Consider the following 18,367-nt stretch of genomic DNA (forward strand, 5'->3'; position numbering starts at 1 on the left):
GATCCCTCCGTACCCGAGAGACAGAATGAGTATCCTCATTGGGGACTCGGGAGCGTGGTCAGACGACGGGTTCCGGTGCCTGCTCGCCGAGATAGGCACGCTCCAGCAAGCCGGGGTCCGCCGCGAGCCCCGCCGCGGATCCGCTCAACACCGGTTCCCCGTGGACCAGGACCACAGCCCGGTCCGCCACGTCGAGGGCCAGCCGGACATGCTGCTCGACCAGCACGACCGCCGTGCCGGTGTCCTCGGCGATCCGCCGTACGACCGGCAGGAGCTCCTCGACGATCACCGGCGCCAGCCCCATGCTCAACTCGTCGACGAGCAGCACCCGGGGGTCCTGGATCATGGCCCGGCCCAGGGCCAGCATCTGCTGCTCCCCGCCGGAGAGCATCCCGGCCGCGACCTTCAGCCGTTTGCCCAGTGCCGGGAAGTAGTCCAGCACCTGGTCCACGGTGCTGCCCCGGCGCCGCCGCGCAAGCGTCAGGTTGTCCCGCACCGTGAGCTGGGTGAAGAGCGACCGGTCGTCGGGTACGAGGACCAGTCCGCGCCGGGCGACCTCACGGGCACGTCCGCCACGGATCTCCCGGCCGTCGAGGGTCACGGACCCGCCGAGGCGCGGCAGCAGCCCGGCGAGGGTCAGCAACAGGGTTGTCTTACCGGCCCCGTTGGGCCCCAGCAGGGCGGTGACCTCGCCGGGGCGGAGCTTCAGGTCGAAGCCGCGTACCACCGGCCGTCCCTTGGTGTAGCCCGCCCGCACGCCCTCGCAGGTGAGGAGTTCCCGCCCGGTCACTGGACGACCTCCCCGCGCACCTGGTCCGAATCGACGGGTGTCGCGCCGAGGTAGGCGGTGGCCACCCGTGGATCCGCCTTGATCTCGGCGGGAGTTCCGTCCGCGATGACCCTGCCGATGTCCAGGACGACGATCCGGTCGCACACGTCGAGCACCAGCCCCATGTCGTGGTCGATGAGCAGGACCGTCACGCCGTCGGCCCGCACGGCCCGCAGGCGGTCGCCCAGCCAGCGGCTCTCGGAGCTGTCCAGGCCGGCCGCGGGCTCGTCGAGCAGCAGCATCCTGGGCCGACCGGCAAGGGCGCGCGCAATGGACACCAACTGCCGCCTGCCCTGGGACAGTTCACGCGCCGGCTGAGCCCGGAAGCGGCTCAGGTGCAGCGTCTCGAACAGCCGGTTCCGCAGCTCAAGCCCCTGCATGGTGCCGACATGGTCGCCGCCGTGCCGGGCCGCCGCCTCCCCGACCAGCACGTTCTCCTCCACGCTGAGGTCCTCGTAGAGTTCGATGCCCTGGAAGGTGCGCCCGAGGCCGGCCCGGCCCCGCTGGTGCGGTGTCAGCGAGGAGATCACCCGGCCGTCGAACTCGACTGTTCCCGTACTGCGGTTGTATCCGCTGATCGCGTCGAGAAGGGTCGTCTTCCCGGCGCCGTTGGGGCCGATCACGCCCACGATCTCGCCCGAGCGCACATCGAAGGAGACCGCGTCGACGGCCACCACACCGCCGTAGCGCACCCCCACATCACGCACCGCGAGGACCACCTCGCCCGGATCGGGGACCGGCGGTCGGGCGGCCGGTGCCGACCCGGCCAGGACCTCGGCGTCCCGGTCGTCCGCGGTGTCGACGGCGGCGGGGTGGCGCAAACGCCGTAGCCGGGCCGTCAGTTCGTGCGCCGGGCCGACGACGCCCTCCGGGTTCGTGATCACGGTGAGGACGAGACCGATGCCCATGATCACGTCGTACCACTCGCCGATGGACAGGGCCCGGTCCAGGAGGACGGGCAGCAGACCACCGGCTCCCATCACCCCGGCGACCAGGCCGCCGGACAGGGACGTGATGCCGGCCAGGTAGGCGGTCGCGAACAGGCCGAGACCGCCGATCGCGGTGAACATCTCGGCGTCGGCGACGGTCTGCTGGTAGCCCAGCAGCGCGCCCCCGAGCCCGGCGACGAACGCCCCGATCGCGAAGGCGACGATCTTCGTACGGGCCACGTCGATCCCCGCCGCCGCGGCCGACCGTTCGTTGGCGCGTACGGCGAGCATCGCGGCGCCGAGGCGGCTGCGGCGCAGCCGTGCCACGCCCAGGCCGACGAGCAGCAGCACCACCAGACACAGCAACGCGAACGGGATACGCGGGTAGTCCGCACCCGCTCCGATGCCCAGGTCGATCCCGAACAGGCGGGGCGAGGGCACCTTCGAGCCGCCCAGACCGCCGTTGAGCTGGGTGTTGCGGAACCAGAAGGCCTCCAGCGCCACCGCCAGCGCGACCGTGACCACCGCCGCCGGCAGGCCGCGGATCCGCAGCGCGGGAAGCCCGATCACCACCCCGATCACCGTCGCCGCCAGAGCCGCGAGCAACGGGGCGAACGGAAAGGGGATACCCCACTCCACGCTCAGCCTGCTGAGACTGAACGCGCCGACTCCCGCCAGGGTCAGCTGAGCCAGCGAGACCTGCCCGGCGAACCCGGTGACGACCACCAGCGACAGCGAGATCACCGCCAGGGTCAGCGAGGTGATCACCGCGGCGCGGATGCTCCCGGTGGTGGCGAAGAGCACGACGACGCCCAGGACCGTACTCGCGGCGGCCGGGACCAGGACGCGGTCGGGCCGTGGTGCCCGGCCCAACGCCTGCTGGATCAGTGAGCCGCGGGTGGGCAGCGGCCGTCCCCGGACCACGAGGTAGACCAGGATGACGGCCAGCGGCACCAGTTGGGCCAGACCGGCCTGGGGCAGCCACGACCACTTGCCCTGCAGGAACTGCAGTTCCGACTGCAGCATCCCGATGACCAGACCCGCTCCCACGGCCGGCAGCAGCGCGGTGAAGTTGCCGACCAGCGCCGCCGCGAGGGCCGGCACGATGAACAGCGTGTAGGAGACCGGGACCAGGGGCACGATCGGCGCGATCAGGATGCCGGACAGACCGGCGACGGCCGAGCTGAGCGCCCAGTTCGCCACCGCGATCCGCTCCGGCGACAACCCGCTGACCAGCGCGCCCTTCTCCGACTCCGCCGCCGCCCGGGCCGCGAGACCGAACCGGGTCAGCCGGAACACCAGCGCCAGGACCACGGTCAGCACGACGATCACCGCCGCGAACCACAGCCGGTCGCCGGGAATGAGTGAACCGCCCCAGGACACCGGGTCGTTGGGCAGGATGGCCCTGACCGACACCGCACCCGTACCCACCCCGGCGGCGAGCACGGCCTGGATCACCAGCATCACCCCGATCGAGGCGACGGCCTTCGCCACCGGCGGGGCGGTCCGCAGCGGCCGGAAGACCAGCGCGTACAGCACGACCCCCAACAGGGCGGCCAGAGCGAGGGAGATGACCACCGCCGGGAAGAGGCCGAGCGGTCCGCCGAGCCCGACCTTCTTCGGCAGGCCCGGCAACGGCACCAGCAACTCGCCCTGGCGCAGGAACGCGTAGGTGTACGCGCTGTACAACGCGATCGCCCCGGTGGCGAAGTTGACCACCCCGGAACTGCGGTAGGTCAGCACCAGTGCCAGCGCGAGCGCGCCGAACACCGCACCGCTTCCCAGTCCCAGCAACAGAAACACGACGTACTGGCTCATCGGCGAGACCGTCCCTTCCGGCTGCTGTGACTACCGCGCGAACAACGGACTGGGATCGACGACCCGCATCTTGCCCAACGTGCCGTCGGACACCGTGCCGGTGACCTCCTTCGCGGAGCACGCGGCCGTCAGGCCCGGTACCGCCTTGGAGTCACAGGTGAACGTGATGCCGTGGCCCGCGGGCAGCACCACGTTCTTGGCCGAGCGCAGGGCTGCGGTGATCGTCTTCGACGAGACCGTGCCCGTCAGGCCGTGCAGGGCGCGTACGAGACCAAGGACGCCCTGGTATCCGATCGCCGCGTACCCCTGGGTCGGTGTGCTGGGGCTGTACTCCTTCATTACCTGGCGGTAGAGCTGGGCCTCGATGTCGTCGCTCGCCACGTCGAAGCTGCTGAACACCTGGAGGCCGTCCATGCCCGCGCCCACCGCGTCGACGACCTCGGGGGCCACACACGACTGGACACTCATCCGCGCGATGCCTGCCCCGAGCGTGCCCATCGCCCGGAGCACGGAGGTGCACACCGTCGACTCTCCTACGACGGCGACGGCGTCGGGCTTGTTCCGCAGCGCGGCACTCACCTGAGGAGACGCGTCCGGTGTGCCCGCCGCTATCGTCACGATCTGCAGGCCGACACCGGCCCTGGCGAAGACCGGCTTGCCGATGGCCTCGACACCGCTGACCGCGGCCGGCGCGTCGATCACGAACGCGGCGACCTTCTTGTAGCCCTTCTCCTTCGCGTACGCGGCCATCGACGTCATGGTCGTCGGGAAACCGCCCGTCCAGGAGAAGGCGTTGGCGGTGGTGCCCTCGGAGCCGCTGGCGGCGATGGAGGTGGTCCAGGGAATGCCGGCCCGGGTGACGATCGGCACCATGGAGTCGCCCAGACCGCTGCTGGTCAGGACCACCGCGTCGACCTTCTGCTCGACCATCTGGTTCGCGCAGTCCCGTGCCGTCGCCGGCTCTTCCTTCGTCTTGCAGATCACGAACTCGATCGGCCTGCCCGCGATTCCGCCGAGGTTGGCGTTGGCGTACTTCATGGCCGCCTGGGCGGATTCCCTGGTCTCGGGCTGGCTGATCGCGGAGCCGCCCTCATTGGTGACGAGGCCGATCCTCACCGGCGCTCCGGTGGCTTTCGTGCCCGGGAACGCGCTCGCCAGGGCGGCCGGTATCTCCGTGCTTGCGGCGGTGGTCGAACCACCCCCGCTGCCGCCGCATCCCGCGAGCAGGACCGTGGTCGACACCAGCGCGACCGCCGCGCGCGACCGGGGTGAGGAGAGGGTTCGTCCGACCGACTCGATCATGTCTGCGTCCCAACGTGTCGGCGAGTGCCCGGCACTCGCTGCGATCAGCGACCGGCGGCGCCGTGCGGCGACGCTGCCGTCCGAGAAAGTGAAGAGAGAGCCGCGAGTGGAGGTCGAACGGCACGAGGGCCGAGCACTGCGGCAGACCATGCCGGCCGGTGCGCGGAGGGCTTGCCGAGGACTCCACGACCGGCGATGAGACGGACCCCGCTCCGATGAAGGGCGAGGGGCAGCCGATCCCCGCAAGCGGTGGCCGCAAGCAAGAAGAGTATACGTAATTGAGTCAGCCTGGAATGGGTCGTGCGGGACTTGTCCATGTAATCAGCCCCCCATCTGGCATCGCGCCTGGAATGAGGGGCCGAAATTAGAGTCGTGCCGGTCAGTGGCCTCGATGGACCCAGCCCGCGTCGTGCCAGTACGTCTCCAGGTTCTCCATCGGCTCCGGCCAGGTCTCGACGTAGGTGACGCCCTCGGGTCCCGCCGTCATGAGATAGGGGGTGCCGGCCTCGCTGATCCAGAACTCGCCCGGACCGATGGTCCGGCCGCCCTCCTCCCCGTCCTTGCCCCAGGCGACGTGGAACGCGCCGCCGAAGACGATGATCAGCTCGTCGAGGTTGTGATGGTGGCGGGGGACCGCGAAGTGCGGTGCGCACCGCAGCCCGTTCAGATTGAACGACGGGTCCACCTTCGTCGACCACCACATGTTCCCCTTGAAGGTCTGCTCCATGTCGACCGGCGCGTCGGCCAGGAGACCGCCCTCGTGCCACAGATACGTGGGAGCGGACTGGTCGACCGGCAGCTCGATCCAGCCCTCGTCCGACAGCAGGTTGAAGAACTCGATTCCCATGTCCCGATACTCGGCACCGAGGTGGGGCGTGTCATACGTGAATCCCGTTGGCCGGGACCGGAGTTGTCGTCGCCACCCCTGCCGGTGCGTCCCGATGAGCGGAACCTCTCGACGACACCGCGGGCGGCCGTGCGTACGGTCGCCGCGTGACTCTTACTTTCGGTGATCTGGTGGAAGACGCGGACTGGGTTCCCATGGGCCTGGAGCAGCAGGGCCATCCGAAGTACTTCTGGAACGACGGCGGCCTGCTCCGGGACGCGCCCGTGGACTTCGCGGCGACGTTCGACGGGGCGATGTGGGTGACCACGAAGCCCATCGACATACCGCGCTTCAACCGCAACCCGCTGCGCGTGCGCCCGCACTTCACGGTGCCCCGGCACCACCACAACGTCGACGAGATGCTCTTCGTCTTCGCGGGCGAGTACCACATCGAGCACTACGAGTCGGGTGAGCCGCAGACCGTACGGGTCGGCCCGGGGGACGTCTTCCTCAGCCGGGCCGGCACGCCGTACACGATGACGGCGGGGCCCGAGGGTGTCACGTACATCGAGACCTGGCCGAAGCCGGTCACCCAACTGGAGACGTACTGGCACGACTTCGGGTGGGTCCGCCGGTAGGGCGTCCGGGCGGTCGGGTCCCGGCCCCTGAGGGCCGGGACACGGATCGACGGGGACGGGTCAGTCCGTCCAGAGGAACCGGTCGGCCACCCGGTGGTGGTTGTAGATGGTCATCTCCTGCTCCTCGCTCAGCCGGTGGCCGTCGAAGCTGGGGGAGTGCATGCCCACGGTCACCTCCTTGGCGTTCAGCAGGTCCTGGGTGAAGATCTCGCCGAGGTCCGCCTCGCGGAAGTCCTCGAAGAACTGGGGCTGGAAGTCCCGCTTCTTGTCGTAGTCGGCGACCGGGACCTGGTCCAGGCTGAAGATCTCGAACAGGCAGCTGTCCGGGTCGAGTCCGTCGGGACGTGCCCGGTAGCCGAACACCGAACCCTGGTTGGGCAGCAGGATCGTGTTCGGGAACACGTTCCACGCCGTACCGGCCTCCGCCCACTGCTGCGGGGTGACGACCGGCCAGTCGTAGCCCTCGGCGAGCGACAACTCCCGGTACAGCTGCAGGTAGTACTCACCGGCGGTCATCCCCTCCGGCACATCCGCGGTCTTCAGCGCCTCGGCGGCCCGCCAGCTCCGCTCGTTCTCCAGGCCCCGCATGTCGTCGGCGATGTACTGCACGCTCAACGCGACCGCGAGCCGCTCGTCGGTGATGCCTCCCGTGCCGCCCCGGTCCGTCGGATCCTTGGCGGCATTGCCGGGATCCGTCCTCTTCTTCGGGCCGACACTCGAATAGTGGGCGTGCCGCTCGTACACGGTCGTGGGCGCCCACATCCGGTTCTCGAGTTCCTTCATCGAGGCGATGTTCGTGTTCGACTTGTCGAAGCGGTAGAGCTGCGGATGCGTGCCCGCCACGTGGTACGCCTCAAGGAATCCGTCCAGCGCGGTCTTCCAATTGCACGGCAGCGGCACGCTCTTGTGCCACCGGTACCGCATGTGCTCGAACTGGAACGGCGCGAAGATCCGCGGGATCGGGTCCAGGTACTCCAGGAGCGGTTTCGCGTCGGGGTCCATGGTGATGAACACGAACCCGCCCCACTGCTCCGCCCGCACCTGGACCAGGCCCAGGTCGTCGTCCGAGCGCGGCACGAACTCCTCCCGGTCCAGCACCAGCCTGATCGAACCGTCCAGGTTCCAACGCCAGCCGTGGAACGGGCAGATGAGCGAACCGACCCGACCCCGGCCCCGCGCGAGCCGCGTACCGCGATGCCGGCACGCGTTGAAATAGGCCCGGACCGAGTCCTTGCCCTCCCGCACGATCAGGATCGAATGACCACCGATCTCGTACTCCACGAAACAGCCGACGCCCGGCAGTTCCTCCAGGCGGCAGGCCATGAGCCACGTCCGCGTGAAGACCTTCTCCAGTTCCAGCTTGAGGAACTCGGGGTCCAGATAACGGCTCTTGGGCACGAACGCACGCGAGAGCCGGTACTTCTCCGGGACCTTCTCGGCGGGCACATCGCCCTCGAACCAGGGGACTCGACGGTCCACTCGCGGCTCCACTACGGCAGACACCGATCACCACTCCTCAACTCGACCTGCGTGTACGGCTCCAGGCGGCCGCAAGCTGATGTCAGCCGGCGTCGGGGCCGGCGACCTCGGTCCCGTCGGCGCGCCGCACCACGTGGATGCAGTTGCCCGGGCACTCGTCGGCGGCGTCGATCACGTCCAGGCGCAGCCGGTCCGCCACATCGGCCTGCGCGCCGTGTGGCGTCAGCAGTTCACCGTCGGCGGCGTTCTTGACGTAGGCCAGTCCGTCGTCGCCGAACTCGAAGACATCGGGGGCGTATTGGGTGCACAGACCGTCGCCCGTGCACAGTTTCTGGTCGATCCACACCCGCACTTCATCGCTCACGGGCCTCGCCCTCCTCGTGTACGGAATGCCGCGCGTCATCACGGTGGCGGTGAGGACGACTCTCCCCGCGGTGTCCCGGACCGTCCACCGGCCGTCCCATCAGCCGGGACCGGAGCGGACGCCCCTGGTCAGGCCCGCCCTAGACTCGCCCGGCCGACCCCCGCCGACCGTCCGTACCCACCGAGCCGGGCTCTCGGCCCTCGCGCCCGTCGCGGTCCCGTACCGCCCACCCATCTCCCCAGGAGGCCGGCCCGTGGCCGAGACCGTGACCACAGACATCCTCATCGTCGGCGCGGGCCCGATCGGGCTCTACGGCGCCTACTGCGCCGGCTTCCGCGGACTGCGGACCGTGCTGGTCGACGCGTTGCCGCAGTGCGGCGGCCAGATCACCGCGCTCTACCCGGAGAAGGAGATCCGCGACATCGCCGCCGTCCCCGGCACCCGGGGCCGCGATGTCGTCACCGCCCTCAAGGACCAGGCCGACGCCTTCGACCCGACCTACCTCCTCGGACGGCAGGCCGTCGAGCTCACCCACACGCCCGACGGACGTCCCCGGGTCACCCTCTCCGACGGCACCGCGGTCGACGCCGGAGCGGTCGTACTGACCGCCGGAATCGGCACGTTCACCCCGCGGAGCCTCCCGGCCGGTGAGGAGTTCCTCGGCCGGGGACTGAGCTACTTCGTCCCGGACCCGGCCGAGCACGCGGACCAGGACGTCCTCGTCGTCGGCGGCGGGGACAGCGCGGTCGACTGGGCCCTCGCCCTGCACCCGATCGCCCGCTCGGTGACCCTCGTCCACCGGCGCGGCACCTTCAGGGCCCACGCGGCGAGCGTGCGCGAACTGCACGCGTGCGGAGTCGGCATCGTCACCCACGCGCAGGTCGAGACCCTGACCGGCGACGACCTGCTGCGCCAGGCGCAGCTACGGGTCGACGGGGAGGACGAACCCCGGGTGCTGAAGGTGGACGCGGTCGTGGCCGCCCTCGGCTTCGTCAGCAACCTCGGACCACTGGCCGACTGGGGCGTCGCACTGGAGCGGCGCACGATCGTCGTCGACACCCGGATGCGCACGACGGTCGAGCGGATCTACGCCGCCGGTGACGTCACCGCGTACCCCGGCAAGGTCCGCCTGATGTCCGTCGGCTTCGGGGAGGTCGCGACCGCCGTCAACAACGCCGCCGTCGCCCTGGACCCCGCGCTGTCCCTCTTCCCCGGTCACTCGACCGAGTCCGCGTGAACGCGAACTCCCTCTCGAAAAGCCGTGCTTCGAGAGGGAGTTGAGAACGCCCGGAACTAGCGGTCCTCGCCCGCCATGTCGACGGCGGCGAGGTAGGAGAACGCCATCGACGAACCCACCGGGCCTCCCGCGCCCGGGTAGATCCGGCCGGACATCGGCGCCATCGTGTTCCCCGACGCGTACAGGCCGGTGATGACCGAGCCGTCGGGCCTCAGTACGCGCGCGTGGTCGTCCGTCCGCAGGCCTCCCTTGGTCCCCAGGTCCGACAGCACGATCGTGGCCGCGTAGAACGGCGGTTTGTCGATCACGCCCAGGCAGGGGTTGGGCCCGTCGGTGTGCGCCCCCGCCATGTGCGTGATCATCAGGTCCCAGGGATCCTCGCCGCGGCCGAACTCCTCGTCCTTGCCGTTGCGGGCGTACCCGTTGAACCGCTCGACGCTCTCGGTGAGCGCGCCCGCGGGCAGGCCGAGCAACTCGGCGAGTTCCTCAAGGGTGTCGGCCCGCTTCAGGACACCCGCGGCGAGGAACTTCTCGACGTCGAACCAGCCGGGAACCTGCGGCGCGACCGGCAGCCCGGCGAAGGCCCTCTCGTTGTCGAGCTGGCGCTGGTCGAACACCCAGTGCGTGGGAAGGTGCGACACGTGCGAGGACCGGTGCGCCCTGAGCATCTCGTGGCCGGCGCGGTCGTAGGGGAGACGTTCGTTCAGGTAGCGCTGCCCGGCGGCGTTGACCCAGATGCCGCTCCACACCGACGTGTAGAACACCGGGCGCGTGTCGGGTACGACGAGGCCCGGCGCGAACCACGACTCGTCGAGCAGGTCGGTCGCCGCGCCGATGTCGATGCCCGCGGTGAGGGCGTCGCCGGTGTTGCCCGCGCAGCCCTGGGTCCACTCGTCGGTGACTCCGGGCTGGAACCGCTCACGCAGCGCGCCGTTCCGCTCGTAACCGCCGGCGGCCAGGAGTACGCCCCGGTCGGCGCGGAACGTCACCGGCTCGCCCTCGCTCAGGGCCTCCACGCCCACGACGGCGCCGTCCTCGACGACGAGGCTCCGCAACGCGGTGTTCGTCCGCACGGTCCCGTTGCCCGTCTCCATGAACGCGAGCAGCGCACGGCCGATGAGGGCCTGCCCGCCGATCATCTCCGAGCCGGGATCGACACCCCAGCGCTCCGTCCAGAGCGGCCTGCGCACCAGCGGTTCCAGATCGCCGAGTTCGGACCGGTCGACGTTCTCGGGGAAGACCGTGCGGCCCTGCGGCAGGCTCCCCGGGCGTCCGGCGAAGTAGTCGGGCACCCCTTGCCAGAAGAAGCGGCCGAAGCGCGGATTCTTCTCCAACTCGTCGATCAGGACGGGCCCCGCCTGGAGGAATGCCTCCCGCAGCGACGCCGGTGAGTCGTCGCCGACGATCGCGTCGAGGTAGGGGCGGGCGACGTCGGGGCCGTCCTCGACCCCGGCCCGCTCCTCGGCCGCGTTGCCGGGGAGCCAGATACCGGCGCCCGAATAGGCCGTCGTCCCGCCCACGTACTCCGTCTTCTCGATGACCAACGTACGCAGCCCACGCGACGCCGCGGCGTACGCGCCGACGAGCCCCGCACCCGAGCCGACGACGATGACATCGTAGGAATCAGCTGTGCCTTCGCCGCTCATGACGGTCCCTCTCGTGAAGTGTCGAGCATCGGTTGGACACGGTCCGGGTCGTGATGAAGCGGACCGTGCCGAAGGAATTCAGTGCGCTTGGTCCCGGCCCGCGTTCGACGCCGCCTCAAGGTGCGCGAACCCCTGGGCGGCCTCCTCGTCGAGCTCCATGATCTCGACGTAGTGCCCCAACTCGGCCGTCATGTCGAGGTATCCGAAGCGGATGGCACCGCTGTCCCCGAACTGCTTCCAGGTCCTGCCGCTCGCGGCGACGACCGCGGACGCCTCGTCGAAGTCGTCGACGCGGAAGCCGAGATGATGCAGAGTCGCCGGTTGCGCGGGCCTGACGGCGCCGCGATAGAGGTCGACCCTGCCGCCGACCGGACGGATGATCTCCAGGTTCGTCGGACCGGCGTTGACCAGGGCGACGTCGATGACCCACTCGTCGGCGGGCTCACCGTCCACCACCACGAACGGGGTGCGCGGATCCCCCGCACCGGATCGGGGCCGGCCGCCGCCCAGCGACGACTTGAAGTGCTTGACGCACGCGACCGTCCCCAGCCGCGACTCCAGGAACGAGGCCGCGGCGTCGATGTCGTCCGTCACGTACCCGAGTTGCATGAAGTTACGGAAGAGGTCACTCAACGACCGCACTCGGCACCCCCTGGTTCTGGATGGCCCGGTTGACCACGGGGAACGACTGTCCGCCCGCCGCCCGCGGTCGTCCACCGGATGTCCCACCAGACGGAATCGGGGGCCGGCGGCGCGCATCCCGGGTGGCACGATGCGGCGATGACCACATCCAGTGCGGGGGCGGCGCGGGTCGCTGTGGACCGGGCGTCGATCGAGCACCGGCTCATCACCATGCGCAAGTCGGTCGTACAACTCGACTCTCTCGGACCGCTGGACGGCGCGCGCCTGGAGAACGATCCGGGCACCGGACTGGCCGTCGAGCGCGTCCTGGCGCTCCTGCACGACCTCGCCGTCGCCATCAACGGGCAGGTGTCCTCAGAGGTGTGGGGCGAGGTGCCGCCGCCGACATCCGCCGCCTCGTTCGGCGCGGCGGAGCGGGCCGGGATGATCGACGCGGAACTGGCGACCGCGCTCGCACCGGCGGACGGTCCGCACAACGTGCTGGTGCAGCTGTACCTGGACACGGAACCCGATGAGGTCGCCGGGGTCGTGGCCGCCGCGCGGGACGGATACCGGGAGTACGTACGGCAGGTGGCGGACTGGATCGCCGCTCACCGTGGCCGGGCATGAACTCCTTCAACCACTCTTCGGCCGGCTTCAGGCGACGTGGATCTGATCGCGGGCATCCCGCCACGCCCGGGTGGCCCAGTACAGATCGTCGGGGTCCTCGATGAGTTCCAGATAGAGGCCGAGCTCGGCATAGGTGTCGAGGAAGGCGACCCGGACACTGCCGAACCGGCCGGACATCGCCACGCCGAAGCCGTCGCGCCGGGCCGCGGCCAGAGAAGAGTGGAGGTCGGCGACGAGATACCCGAAGTGGTGTGGTCCGGCACCGTGTTCGGCGAAGAACTCGTGCTGGATGCTGGTACCCGCCAACGGCTGCATCAGCTCGATCTGCATGTTGCCGCTGCGGGCGTAACCGAGCGCGAGTCCGCCCGGGACGGTCTCGCCGCGCAGGGTCCACTTCTGTTCCATCCGGAACTCGGTGAACTCGCCGCAGCCGAGCGCCGTGCGCATGGCCTCTTCACCGGCCTCCAGGTCGGACACCACCCACGCCTGCTGGAACAGGCTCGCGCCCAGGCGGCCCGTCAGCGCTCCGATGCCGGTCTCTGTCTTGACGTCCATCGCGGGCTCCTCGCTGTCGTCGACCGGTTGGCATGGCTCGCCCTTGGTCCGCTAGGCTCAGCACTGAACAGGAGTTCAACACAACGCCCCATGAGCGTCAAGGAGATGATGACGGTGAGTGGCACACGCCGCAGTGAGACCGACAACTCCGAGACGCGCAGGACACTGATCGAAGTGACCGAGCGCCTGATGCGGGAAGAGGGCTACGCGGCGGTGAGTTCGCGCCGTGTGGGCCGCGAGGCCGGGGTGACGGCCGCGTTGGTCCACTACTACTTCGCCACCCTCGACGACCTGTTCCTCGCCGTTTTCCGCCAGGGCGCGGAGAAGAACCTGAGCAGGCACGCCCGGGTGCTGGAATCTCCGCAACCACTGCACGCGCTGTGGGAGTTCAGCATCGAACCTTCGGGAACGGCGCTGCTCACAGAGTTCATGGCGCTGGCCAACCACCGCAAGAGCATCCGGAGCGAGATCGCCGAGTACGCGATGCGGTTCCGCCGGCTGCAACTGGCACTCCTGGAGAGCCGACGCTGGGCGCAGCCGGAGCGAACCGGGCAGGAGGTGCCGCTGCCCGCGCTGCTGGTCGTCCTCGCCTGCCTGTCGCGGGGCCTGGTGATGGAGGGCGAACTGGGCATCACGGAAGGCCACACCGAGACCCGGGCACTCGTGGAACAGCTGCTGTCGCGGTTCGACGCCGGCACGGGTGACCGCGCCGCCGAGGCGTAACTCCTCGTACGCACGACCCTTGTCAGGATCACCACGGCCTTATACGGTCGTTCAGCATGAGTGGTCTTCCAGCATGGTCAGAACCACGCACAGCGCTCGTCACAGGCTCCGGCTCCGGCATCGGCCTGGCGACGGGGATGCGGCTCGCGGCCGAAGGGGCCGCGGTCGCCGTATGGGACCTCGACGGTGATTCCGCCAAGGCAGCCGCGGAACGGATCACCGAGGCCGGCGGCACGGCCGTCGGTCTGCCCGTCGACGTCGCCGACCGGAGCCGGATCGACGAGGCCCTCGCCGAAGTCCGCTCGCTCCTCGGACCCGTGACGATCCTGGTGAACAACGCCGGCATCTCTCCGTTCAAGCGCTTCCTCGACATCTCCGCCGAGGACTTCGCACAGGTCATGGCCGTCAACCTGGCCGGTACCTTCCACTGCTGCCAGGCGGTCGTACCGGACATGATCGCGGCCGGCTGGGGGCGGATCGTGAACATCTCCTCCTCCAGCGCACAGACCGGAAACACCCGGCAGGCGCACTACGCCGCCTCCAAGGCCGGTGTCATCGGGCTCAGCCGGTCGCTGGCCCAGGAACTGGGCCCCAAGGGCATCACCGTCAACATCGTCCCGCCCAGCTTCATCGACACACCCGGCCTGCGGGGCAGCGCGGAAGCCGGATTCCTCGGGGCGGGTGTCGAGTCGCACGTACAGAGCACCCCCGTACGCCGGGTGGGACGCCCGGAGGACATCGCCTCGGCCTGCGCCTACCTGGCACGCGACGAAGCAGGCTTCATCACCGGCCAGGTCGTCGGCGTGAACGGCGGCCGGGTCATCGTCTGACCTCTCCGTCGTCGTCACCGTCGTCGGAAATCCCCGTCCTGGAACGACCCCCCGTCCTGGAACGACTCGCTTCCCGGAACGACCCCCGCCCCGGAACATCCCCGTCGGAGCATCTGCGAGGAGACGGCTTGAACGCCCGGATAGCACCGCTCCCACCGGCCTCCTGGCCGGGCGACATGTACCAGGCCCTGCACGCGCTGGACCCCAGGAAACGCGGCCTGCCACCGCGCCCGCCGGAAGACCGCCCGCCGACCGACGGCATCCTGGGCTCCTTCGCCCACCACCCCCAACTCGCCCGCGCCTTCTTCGAGTTCAACGGGCACGTCCTCTTCGACACCACCTTGACCCCCCGGCAGGTCGAGATCATCGCCCTGCGGATCGCGGCCCGCCGCGACTGCGCGTATCTCCGGGACCACCATCTCTTCGGCGCCCGTGCCGCCGGCCTGACCGACCCCGACACCGCCCGCATCGCGTGCGGGCCCGAGGCGACGTTCCCCGACCCGCTGGAAGGCACGCTCGTGCGGGCCGTCGACGAACTGGTCGAGGACGGTGTCGTCGCCCAACCGACCTGGGACGCCCTGTCGGACGCACTCGACCGGCGCCAGCTCCTGGACGTGCTCTTCGCGGCCGGCTGCTACGAAACGGTGAGCTGGTTCGCCCGCTCGCTCGGCCTGGCCACGCAGGCCCCGTCAGAGGAGGCGAGCGGATGAGTACACGGCTGGACGGCAAGGTGGCCGTGGTCACGGGCTCCGGAATGGGCGCGATCAAGGGCGTCGCGATCGGACTGGCCCGCGAGGGCGCGAAGGTCGTCACGAACAACCGCAAGCCCGGGTCGGTCGGCCTGACGGCCTGGTCCGACGCCGACGCCACCGAGAGACTCCTGACGGACGAGGACCGGCGGCTGATCGCGTCGATCAGCGGTGACGCCCGTACGACCGCGGACACCATCATCACGGAGGGCGGCGAGGCGATCCCGTTCTTCGGTGACCCCGGCGACTTCGAGGTGGCCGGGGACCTGATCCAGACGGCCATGGACGAGTGGGGCAGGGTCGACATCGTCGTCAACGGCGCCGCCGGCTCGGGCTTCGGCCCCTTCCACAAGGTGACGCCGGAGGACTGGCTGCTCCAGACCCACACCAAGCTCACCGGCACGTACAACGTCATGCACCATGTGCTTCCGATCATGCGACGGCAGGGGTTCGGCCGGATTCTCAACGCGTCGTCGGACGCGCTGCCCGGCAAGCCGATGCTCGCGCCCTACAGCGCCGCCTGCGCGGGCATCGCCGCGTTGACCCGGGCGGTGGCCGGAGAGCTCGACGGAAGCGGCATCACCTGCAACGCCTTCTGCCCGCGCTCCCTGTCCCGGAACCACATCAACTGGCGTGCCTCGATGCGGCAGCGGCTGGCCGTCGGCGGCCCCGAGATCGACGCCCTGAAGAAGCTGCTCGACGAGGAGGAGAAGGACCACCAGGAGCCGGAGAAACTGGGTCCGTTCCTCGCCTATCTCGCCACCGACGAAGCCGCGTACATCAACGGCGCCGTGTTCACCGTGACCGCCGGCGGACGCATCGCCCTCTACTCCGAGATCAGCACGGCCGCCGAGGTCACCAAGGACGGCGCTCCCTGGACGCTGGACGAACTCAGGACAGTGATCCCGGAGCGGCTACTGGCGGGCCACATCCCCGTCCCGACCCGAGAACCAGGAGCGTGAACCCGTCATGCGCATCGGACTGACCGGCGGCGCCTCGACGCCGGAGAAACTCGTCGCGCAAGCGCGGCAGGCGGAGGCCGACGGCTTCCACTCCCTCTGGTACGCGAGCATCGTCCAGGGCGATCCGCTCGTCGCGCTGGCGCTGGCGGGACGGGAGACCTCGACCATCGAGCTGGGCACGGCGGTGCTGCAGACCTACCCGTGCCACCCGCTGCTCCAGGCGCAGCGAGCGGCCTCGGTCGCGACCGGCATGGGCCGCCCCGGTTTCACCCTGGGGCTCGGCCCTTCGCACGCGGCCGTCGTCGAGGGCATGTACGGCATGTCCTACGCCCGGCCCGGTCGCAACACCGAGGAGTACCTCCGCATTCTCACCGCCGTACGGCGCGGTGAGGCGGTCGACTTCGCGGGCGAGGAATGGACCGCCCACGCCCCCGCGGGCACCGTCCGAGGTGCCGAGAACGTTCCCGTACTCCTGGCCGCGCTCTCCCCGCGACTGCTGCGCGTGGCGGGCGAGTACGCGGACGGCGTGGTGCTGTGGATGGCCCCGGCGGCGGCGATCGAGCGTCATGTCGTCCCCCATCTGACGGCTGCGGCCGAGGCGGCGGGCAGGCCGGCGCCGCGCATCGTGGCCGGGTTGCCGGTGGCCGTGCACGATGACGAGCAGGAGGCCCGGGAAGCGGTGGCGGCGAGTTCGGTCATGTACGCGAACTCCCCTGCCTACCGCCGGATCATGGCGATCGGTGGCGCCGACGGCCCGGCCGATGCCGCCGTCGTCGGTGACGAGAAATCCGTCGAGACCCAACTGCGCGGGCTGCTCGACGCGGGGGCCACCGACATCCACGCGAGCATCGTCCCGGTCGGCGAGGACAAACGTGGGTCACTGAAGCGCACCCGCGGCCTCCTGCGGCAACTCGCCGCCTGACGAACCGGCTTGGAGGCATCAGCCGTGCATCCTTCACCGACCGAACCCGGCGGGCGAACTGACCATGCCGGTCCGTCACCCCCCTTCGGTCGACTGCCGACTCGCGCCGGAGAACCCGTACCGCCCGGCCGACGAGGACTGCTGCGCGGGGCTGCTGCCGTCTGCCGCGCACACCCGAGGAGCTGGGCATCGACCGGGACGGAATCCTCGTGGAGGGCGGCAGCATCCTTGTGGAGGGTGGCAGCGCGGGCGGCGGTGGGCCTGCTCGCCCGCGACCGGGCGGTCCGTGCACGACCGGTCGGATGTCGGCCCGCCCGATGCACGACGACCGCAACGACACGCCGTCGGCACTAAGGATGACAGGCCGCGACCTGTGGGCCGGCAGGCGAACCGCGGCGGCCGGACGGCCCTGCCGGGCGAGGCCCGGGGCGGCTCGGACGTATTCCCCTACGTGGCCCACGCCCTGCCACCGACCTGGGGAATCCTCCAGCGGCCTTCATCGACACGGGCGGCGCGGAGACGTTCCGCGACGAGGCCGTCACCTGTGCCGCCCGGTTCCGGCAGGCCGGGGCGTGGCCGATCCGCAGGTCCGGCCCGGCGGCTGCCACCGCTGCCACCGCTTCCACCCGAAAAGGCGTGAACTCCGGTCGGCGTGGCCCCTCACGCCGCCGAAGCACGACTGACCGACAAGGCAGGGAGGAACGAAATGTCCGTCGAGGACGAACTCGCCGAGCTCCGCAGCGAGCTCAGGTACGTCAGGGACCGTCTCGCGGTACTCGACTGCGTCATGAACCATGCACGCGGCCACGACCGGCACGACGAGGAACTGATGGCGAGCGCATACCACCAGGACGGTACGGACGAGCACGGTCCCGTCGTGAAGCCCGGCCCCGGGTACGGGGCGTACGCCAACGAGGCACACGCTTCCGTCTTCGCCGACCACCTGCACCACATCACCACGCACACCTGCGAGATCGACGGCGACGTGGCGCACTGCGAGAGCTATGTGATCGGCGCGATGCGCGCCCGCGACGGCAAGGACGTGCACCTCATCGGCGGCCGCTATCTCGACCGCCTGGAGCGGCGGAACGGACAGTGGCGGATCGCTCTGCGACGCTGCACCGTCGAGTGGACGTCCCGCGGCGACACCGCACTCCTCACCTCTGGCGCCTTGACCGGATTCATCCAGGGCAGCTGGGACCGGGAAGACCCTTCATACGCCCGGCCACTGAGCCTGGCGGAGACACCGGTACAGCGGTGGTAGAGCATCGGGCGCCCGCATGTTCGGGGATTCTCGGGGCCGATGC

The 18,367-nt window shown here is 70.1% G+C and carries 18 protein-coding genes; 9 read left to right on the forward strand and 9 right to left on the reverse strand.

What is annotated here, in order from left to right; genetic code table 11:
• Positions 1 to 58 precede the first annotated feature (58 nt).
• From ACIQBL_RS29345 to ACIQBL_RS29360, 4 genes are all read right to left on the reverse strand, one after another.
• Positions 59 to 790 carry an ABC transporter ATP-binding protein gene (locus ACIQBL_RS29345; RefSeq protein WP_401946384.1) on the reverse strand — a complete coding sequence of 244 codons (732 nt, stop codon included), beginning with the start codon at positions 788 to 790 and terminating at the stop codon, positions 59 to 61.
• Positions 787 to 3,576, reverse strand: a complete 2,790-nt coding sequence (locus ACIQBL_RS29350; protein WP_401946387.1) for an ATP-binding cassette domain-containing protein — start codon at positions 3,574 to 3,576, stop codon at positions 787 to 789. Before ACIQBL_RS29350 ends, ACIQBL_RS29345 begins: the two co-directional genes overlap by 4 nt.
• 30 nt (positions 3,577 to 3,606) lie before the next feature.
• Positions 3,607 to 4,878, reverse strand: coding sequence for an ABC transporter substrate-binding protein (locus ACIQBL_RS29355; RefSeq protein ID WP_401946390.1), 1,272 nt, complete (start codon positions 4,876 to 4,878; stop codon positions 3,607 to 3,609).
• 379 nt (positions 4,879 to 5,257) lie between these two features.
• Positions 5,258 to 5,725 (reverse strand): hypothetical protein, encoded by a 468-nt coding sequence (locus tag ACIQBL_RS29360; RefSeq protein WP_401946392.1) that lies wholly within the window; start codon positions 5,723 to 5,725, stop codon positions 5,258 to 5,260.
• 146 nt (positions 5,726 to 5,871) lie between these two features.
• Between ACIQBL_RS29360 and ACIQBL_RS29365 the strand changes: the two genes are divergently transcribed.
• A complete protein-coding gene (locus ACIQBL_RS29365) occupies positions 5,872 to 6,342 on the forward strand; it encodes a cupin domain-containing protein (RefSeq protein ID WP_401946394.1) in 471 nt (156 codons plus the stop codon).
• A 60-nt stretch (positions 6,343 to 6,402) separates the two neighbouring features.
• On the opposite strand, the gene ACIQBL_RS29370 is transcribed toward ACIQBL_RS29365, so the two are convergent.
• Both ACIQBL_RS29370 and ACIQBL_RS29375 read right to left on the reverse strand, forming a co-directional pair.
• Entirely contained in the window at positions 6,403 to 7,821 is a 1,419-nt protein-coding gene (locus ACIQBL_RS29370) for an SRPBCC family protein (RefSeq protein WP_401946397.1), read from the reverse strand.
• 82 nt (positions 7,822 to 7,903) lie between these two features.
• On the reverse strand, positions 7,904 to 8,224 hold the full coding sequence (locus tag ACIQBL_RS29375; RefSeq protein WP_401946399.1) for a ferredoxin: 321 nt from the start codon (positions 8,222 to 8,224) through the stop codon (positions 7,904 to 7,906).
• Positions 8,225 to 8,438: 214 nt separating this feature from the next.
• Between ACIQBL_RS29375 and ACIQBL_RS29380 the strand changes: the two genes are divergently transcribed.
• Positions 8,439 to 9,422 carry an NAD(P)/FAD-dependent oxidoreductase gene (locus ACIQBL_RS29380; protein ID WP_401946402.1) on the forward strand — a complete coding sequence of 328 codons (984 nt, stop codon included), beginning with the start codon at positions 8,439 to 8,441 and terminating at the stop codon, positions 9,420 to 9,422.
• Between the two features lie 56 nt (positions 9,423 to 9,478).
• Here ACIQBL_RS29380 and ACIQBL_RS29385 read toward each other — a convergent pair whose 3' ends face one another.
• Positions 9,479 to 11,068, reverse strand: a complete 1,590-nt coding sequence (locus tag ACIQBL_RS29385) for an FAD-dependent oxidoreductase (RefSeq protein WP_401946404.1) — start codon at positions 11,066 to 11,068, stop codon at positions 9,479 to 9,481.
• A 78-nt stretch (positions 11,069 to 11,146) separates the two neighbouring features.
• On the reverse strand, positions 11,147 to 11,677 hold the full coding sequence (locus ACIQBL_RS29390; RefSeq protein WP_401946406.1) for a VOC family protein: 531 nt from the start codon (positions 11,675 to 11,677) through the stop codon (positions 11,147 to 11,149).
• A 171-nt stretch (positions 11,678 to 11,848) separates the two neighbouring features.
• On the opposite strand from ACIQBL_RS29390, the gene ACIQBL_RS29395 reads away from it, so the two are divergent.
• Positions 11,849 to 12,319, forward strand: a complete 471-nt coding sequence (locus tag ACIQBL_RS29395) for a DUF86 domain-containing protein (RefSeq protein ID WP_401946409.1) — start codon at positions 11,849 to 11,851, stop codon at positions 12,317 to 12,319.
• A gap of 27 nt (positions 12,320 to 12,346) precedes the next feature.
• Here ACIQBL_RS29395 and ACIQBL_RS29400 read toward each other — a convergent pair whose 3' ends face one another.
• Positions 12,347 to 12,874 (reverse strand): VOC family protein, encoded by a 528-nt coding sequence (locus ACIQBL_RS29400; RefSeq protein ID WP_401946412.1) that lies wholly within the window; start codon positions 12,872 to 12,874, stop codon positions 12,347 to 12,349.
• 90 nt (positions 12,875 to 12,964) lie between these two features.
• Between ACIQBL_RS29400 and ACIQBL_RS29405 the strand changes: the two genes are divergently transcribed.
• The 6 genes from ACIQBL_RS29405 to ACIQBL_RS29430 all read left to right on the forward strand — a co-directional run bounded on the left by ACIQBL_RS29405 (position 12,965) and on the right by ACIQBL_RS29430 (position 18,324).
• Positions 12,965 to 13,597, forward strand: a complete 633-nt coding sequence (locus tag ACIQBL_RS29405) for a TetR/AcrR family transcriptional regulator (protein ID WP_401946415.1) — start codon at positions 12,965 to 12,967, stop codon at positions 13,595 to 13,597.
• Between the two features lie 56 nt (positions 13,598 to 13,653).
• On the forward strand, positions 13,654 to 14,427 hold the full coding sequence (locus tag ACIQBL_RS29410) for an SDR family NAD(P)-dependent oxidoreductase (protein ID WP_401946418.1): 774 nt from the start codon (positions 13,654 to 13,656) through the stop codon (positions 14,425 to 14,427).
• Positions 14,428 to 14,555: 128 nt separating this feature from the next.
• On the forward strand, positions 14,556 to 15,137 hold the full coding sequence (locus ACIQBL_RS29415; RefSeq protein ID WP_401946421.1) for a carboxymuconolactone decarboxylase family protein: 582 nt from the start codon (positions 14,556 to 14,558) through the stop codon (positions 15,135 to 15,137).
• On the forward strand, positions 15,134 to 16,138 hold the full coding sequence (locus tag ACIQBL_RS29420; RefSeq protein ID WP_401946424.1) for an SDR family NAD(P)-dependent oxidoreductase: 1,005 nt from the start codon (positions 15,134 to 15,136) through the stop codon (positions 16,136 to 16,138). Before ACIQBL_RS29415 ends, ACIQBL_RS29420 begins: the two co-directional genes overlap by 4 nt.
• A 7-nt stretch (positions 16,139 to 16,145) precedes the next feature.
• Positions 16,146 to 17,060 carry a TIGR03564 family F420-dependent LLM class oxidoreductase gene (locus tag ACIQBL_RS29425; protein WP_401946427.1) on the forward strand — a complete coding sequence of 305 codons (915 nt, stop codon included), beginning with the start codon at positions 16,146 to 16,148 and terminating at the stop codon, positions 17,058 to 17,060.
• Positions 17,061 to 17,766: 706 nt separating this feature from the next.
• Positions 17,767 to 18,324: a nuclear transport factor 2 family protein gene (locus ACIQBL_RS29430; RefSeq protein WP_401946430.1), complete on the forward strand. Its 558-nt coding sequence runs from the start codon at positions 17,767 to 17,769 to the stop codon at positions 18,322 to 18,324.
• Positions 18,325 to 18,367: the final 43 nt, after the last annotated feature.

It is taken from the genome of Streptomyces sp. NPDC088350 (genome assembly GCF_044753545.1).
GTDB lineage: Bacteria > Actinomycetota > Actinomycetes > Streptomycetales > Streptomycetaceae > Streptomyces.

Bases quoted from the DNA above. Each gene is read 5' to 3' on its own strand.
- ACIQBL_RS29350 (WP_401946387.1), bottom strand. From the start codon at position 3,576: ATGAGCCAGTACGTCGTGTTTCTGTTGCTGGGACTGGGAAGCGGTGCG.
- ACIQBL_RS29355 (WP_401946390.1), bottom strand. From the start codon at position 4,878: ATGATCGAGTCGGTCGGACGAACCCTCTCCTCACCCCGGTCGCGCGCG.
- ACIQBL_RS29360 (WP_401946392.1), bottom strand. From the start codon at position 5,725: ATGGGAATCGAGTTCTTCAACCTGCTGTCGGACGAGGGCTGGATCGAG.
- ACIQBL_RS29375 (WP_401946399.1), bottom strand. From the start codon at position 8,224: ATGACGCGCGGCATTCCGTACACGAGGAGGGCGAGGCCCGTGAGCGAT.
- ACIQBL_RS29385 (WP_401946404.1), bottom strand. From the start codon at position 11,068: ATGAGCGGCGAAGGCACAGCTGATTCCTACGATGTCATCGTCGTCGGC.
- ACIQBL_RS29390 (WP_401946406.1), bottom strand. From the start codon at position 11,677: ATGCAACTCGGGTACGTGACGGACGACATCGACGCCGCGGCCTCGTTC.
- ACIQBL_RS29395 (WP_401946409.1), top strand. From the start codon at position 11,849: ATGACCACATCCAGTGCGGGGGCGGCGCGGGTCGCTGTGGACCGGGCG.
- ACIQBL_RS29400 (WP_401946412.1), bottom strand. From the start codon at position 12,874: ATGGACGTCAAGACAGAGACCGGCATCGGAGCGCTGACGGGCCGCCTG.
- ACIQBL_RS29405 (WP_401946415.1), top strand. From the start codon at position 12,965: ATGAGCGTCAAGGAGATGATGACGGTGAGTGGCACACGCCGCAGTGAG.
- ACIQBL_RS29410 (WP_401946418.1), top strand. From the start codon at position 13,654: ATGAGTGGTCTTCCAGCATGGTCAGAACCACGCACAGCGCTCGTCACA.
- ACIQBL_RS29420 (WP_401946424.1), top strand. From the start codon at position 15,134: ATGAGTACACGGCTGGACGGCAAGGTGGCCGTGGTCACGGGCTCCGGA.
- ACIQBL_RS29425 (WP_401946427.1), top strand. From the start codon at position 16,146: ATGCGCATCGGACTGACCGGCGGCGCCTCGACGCCGGAGAAACTCGTC.
- ACIQBL_RS29430 (WP_401946430.1), top strand. From the start codon at position 17,767: ATGTCCGTCGAGGACGAACTCGCCGAGCTCCGCAGCGAGCTCAGGTAC.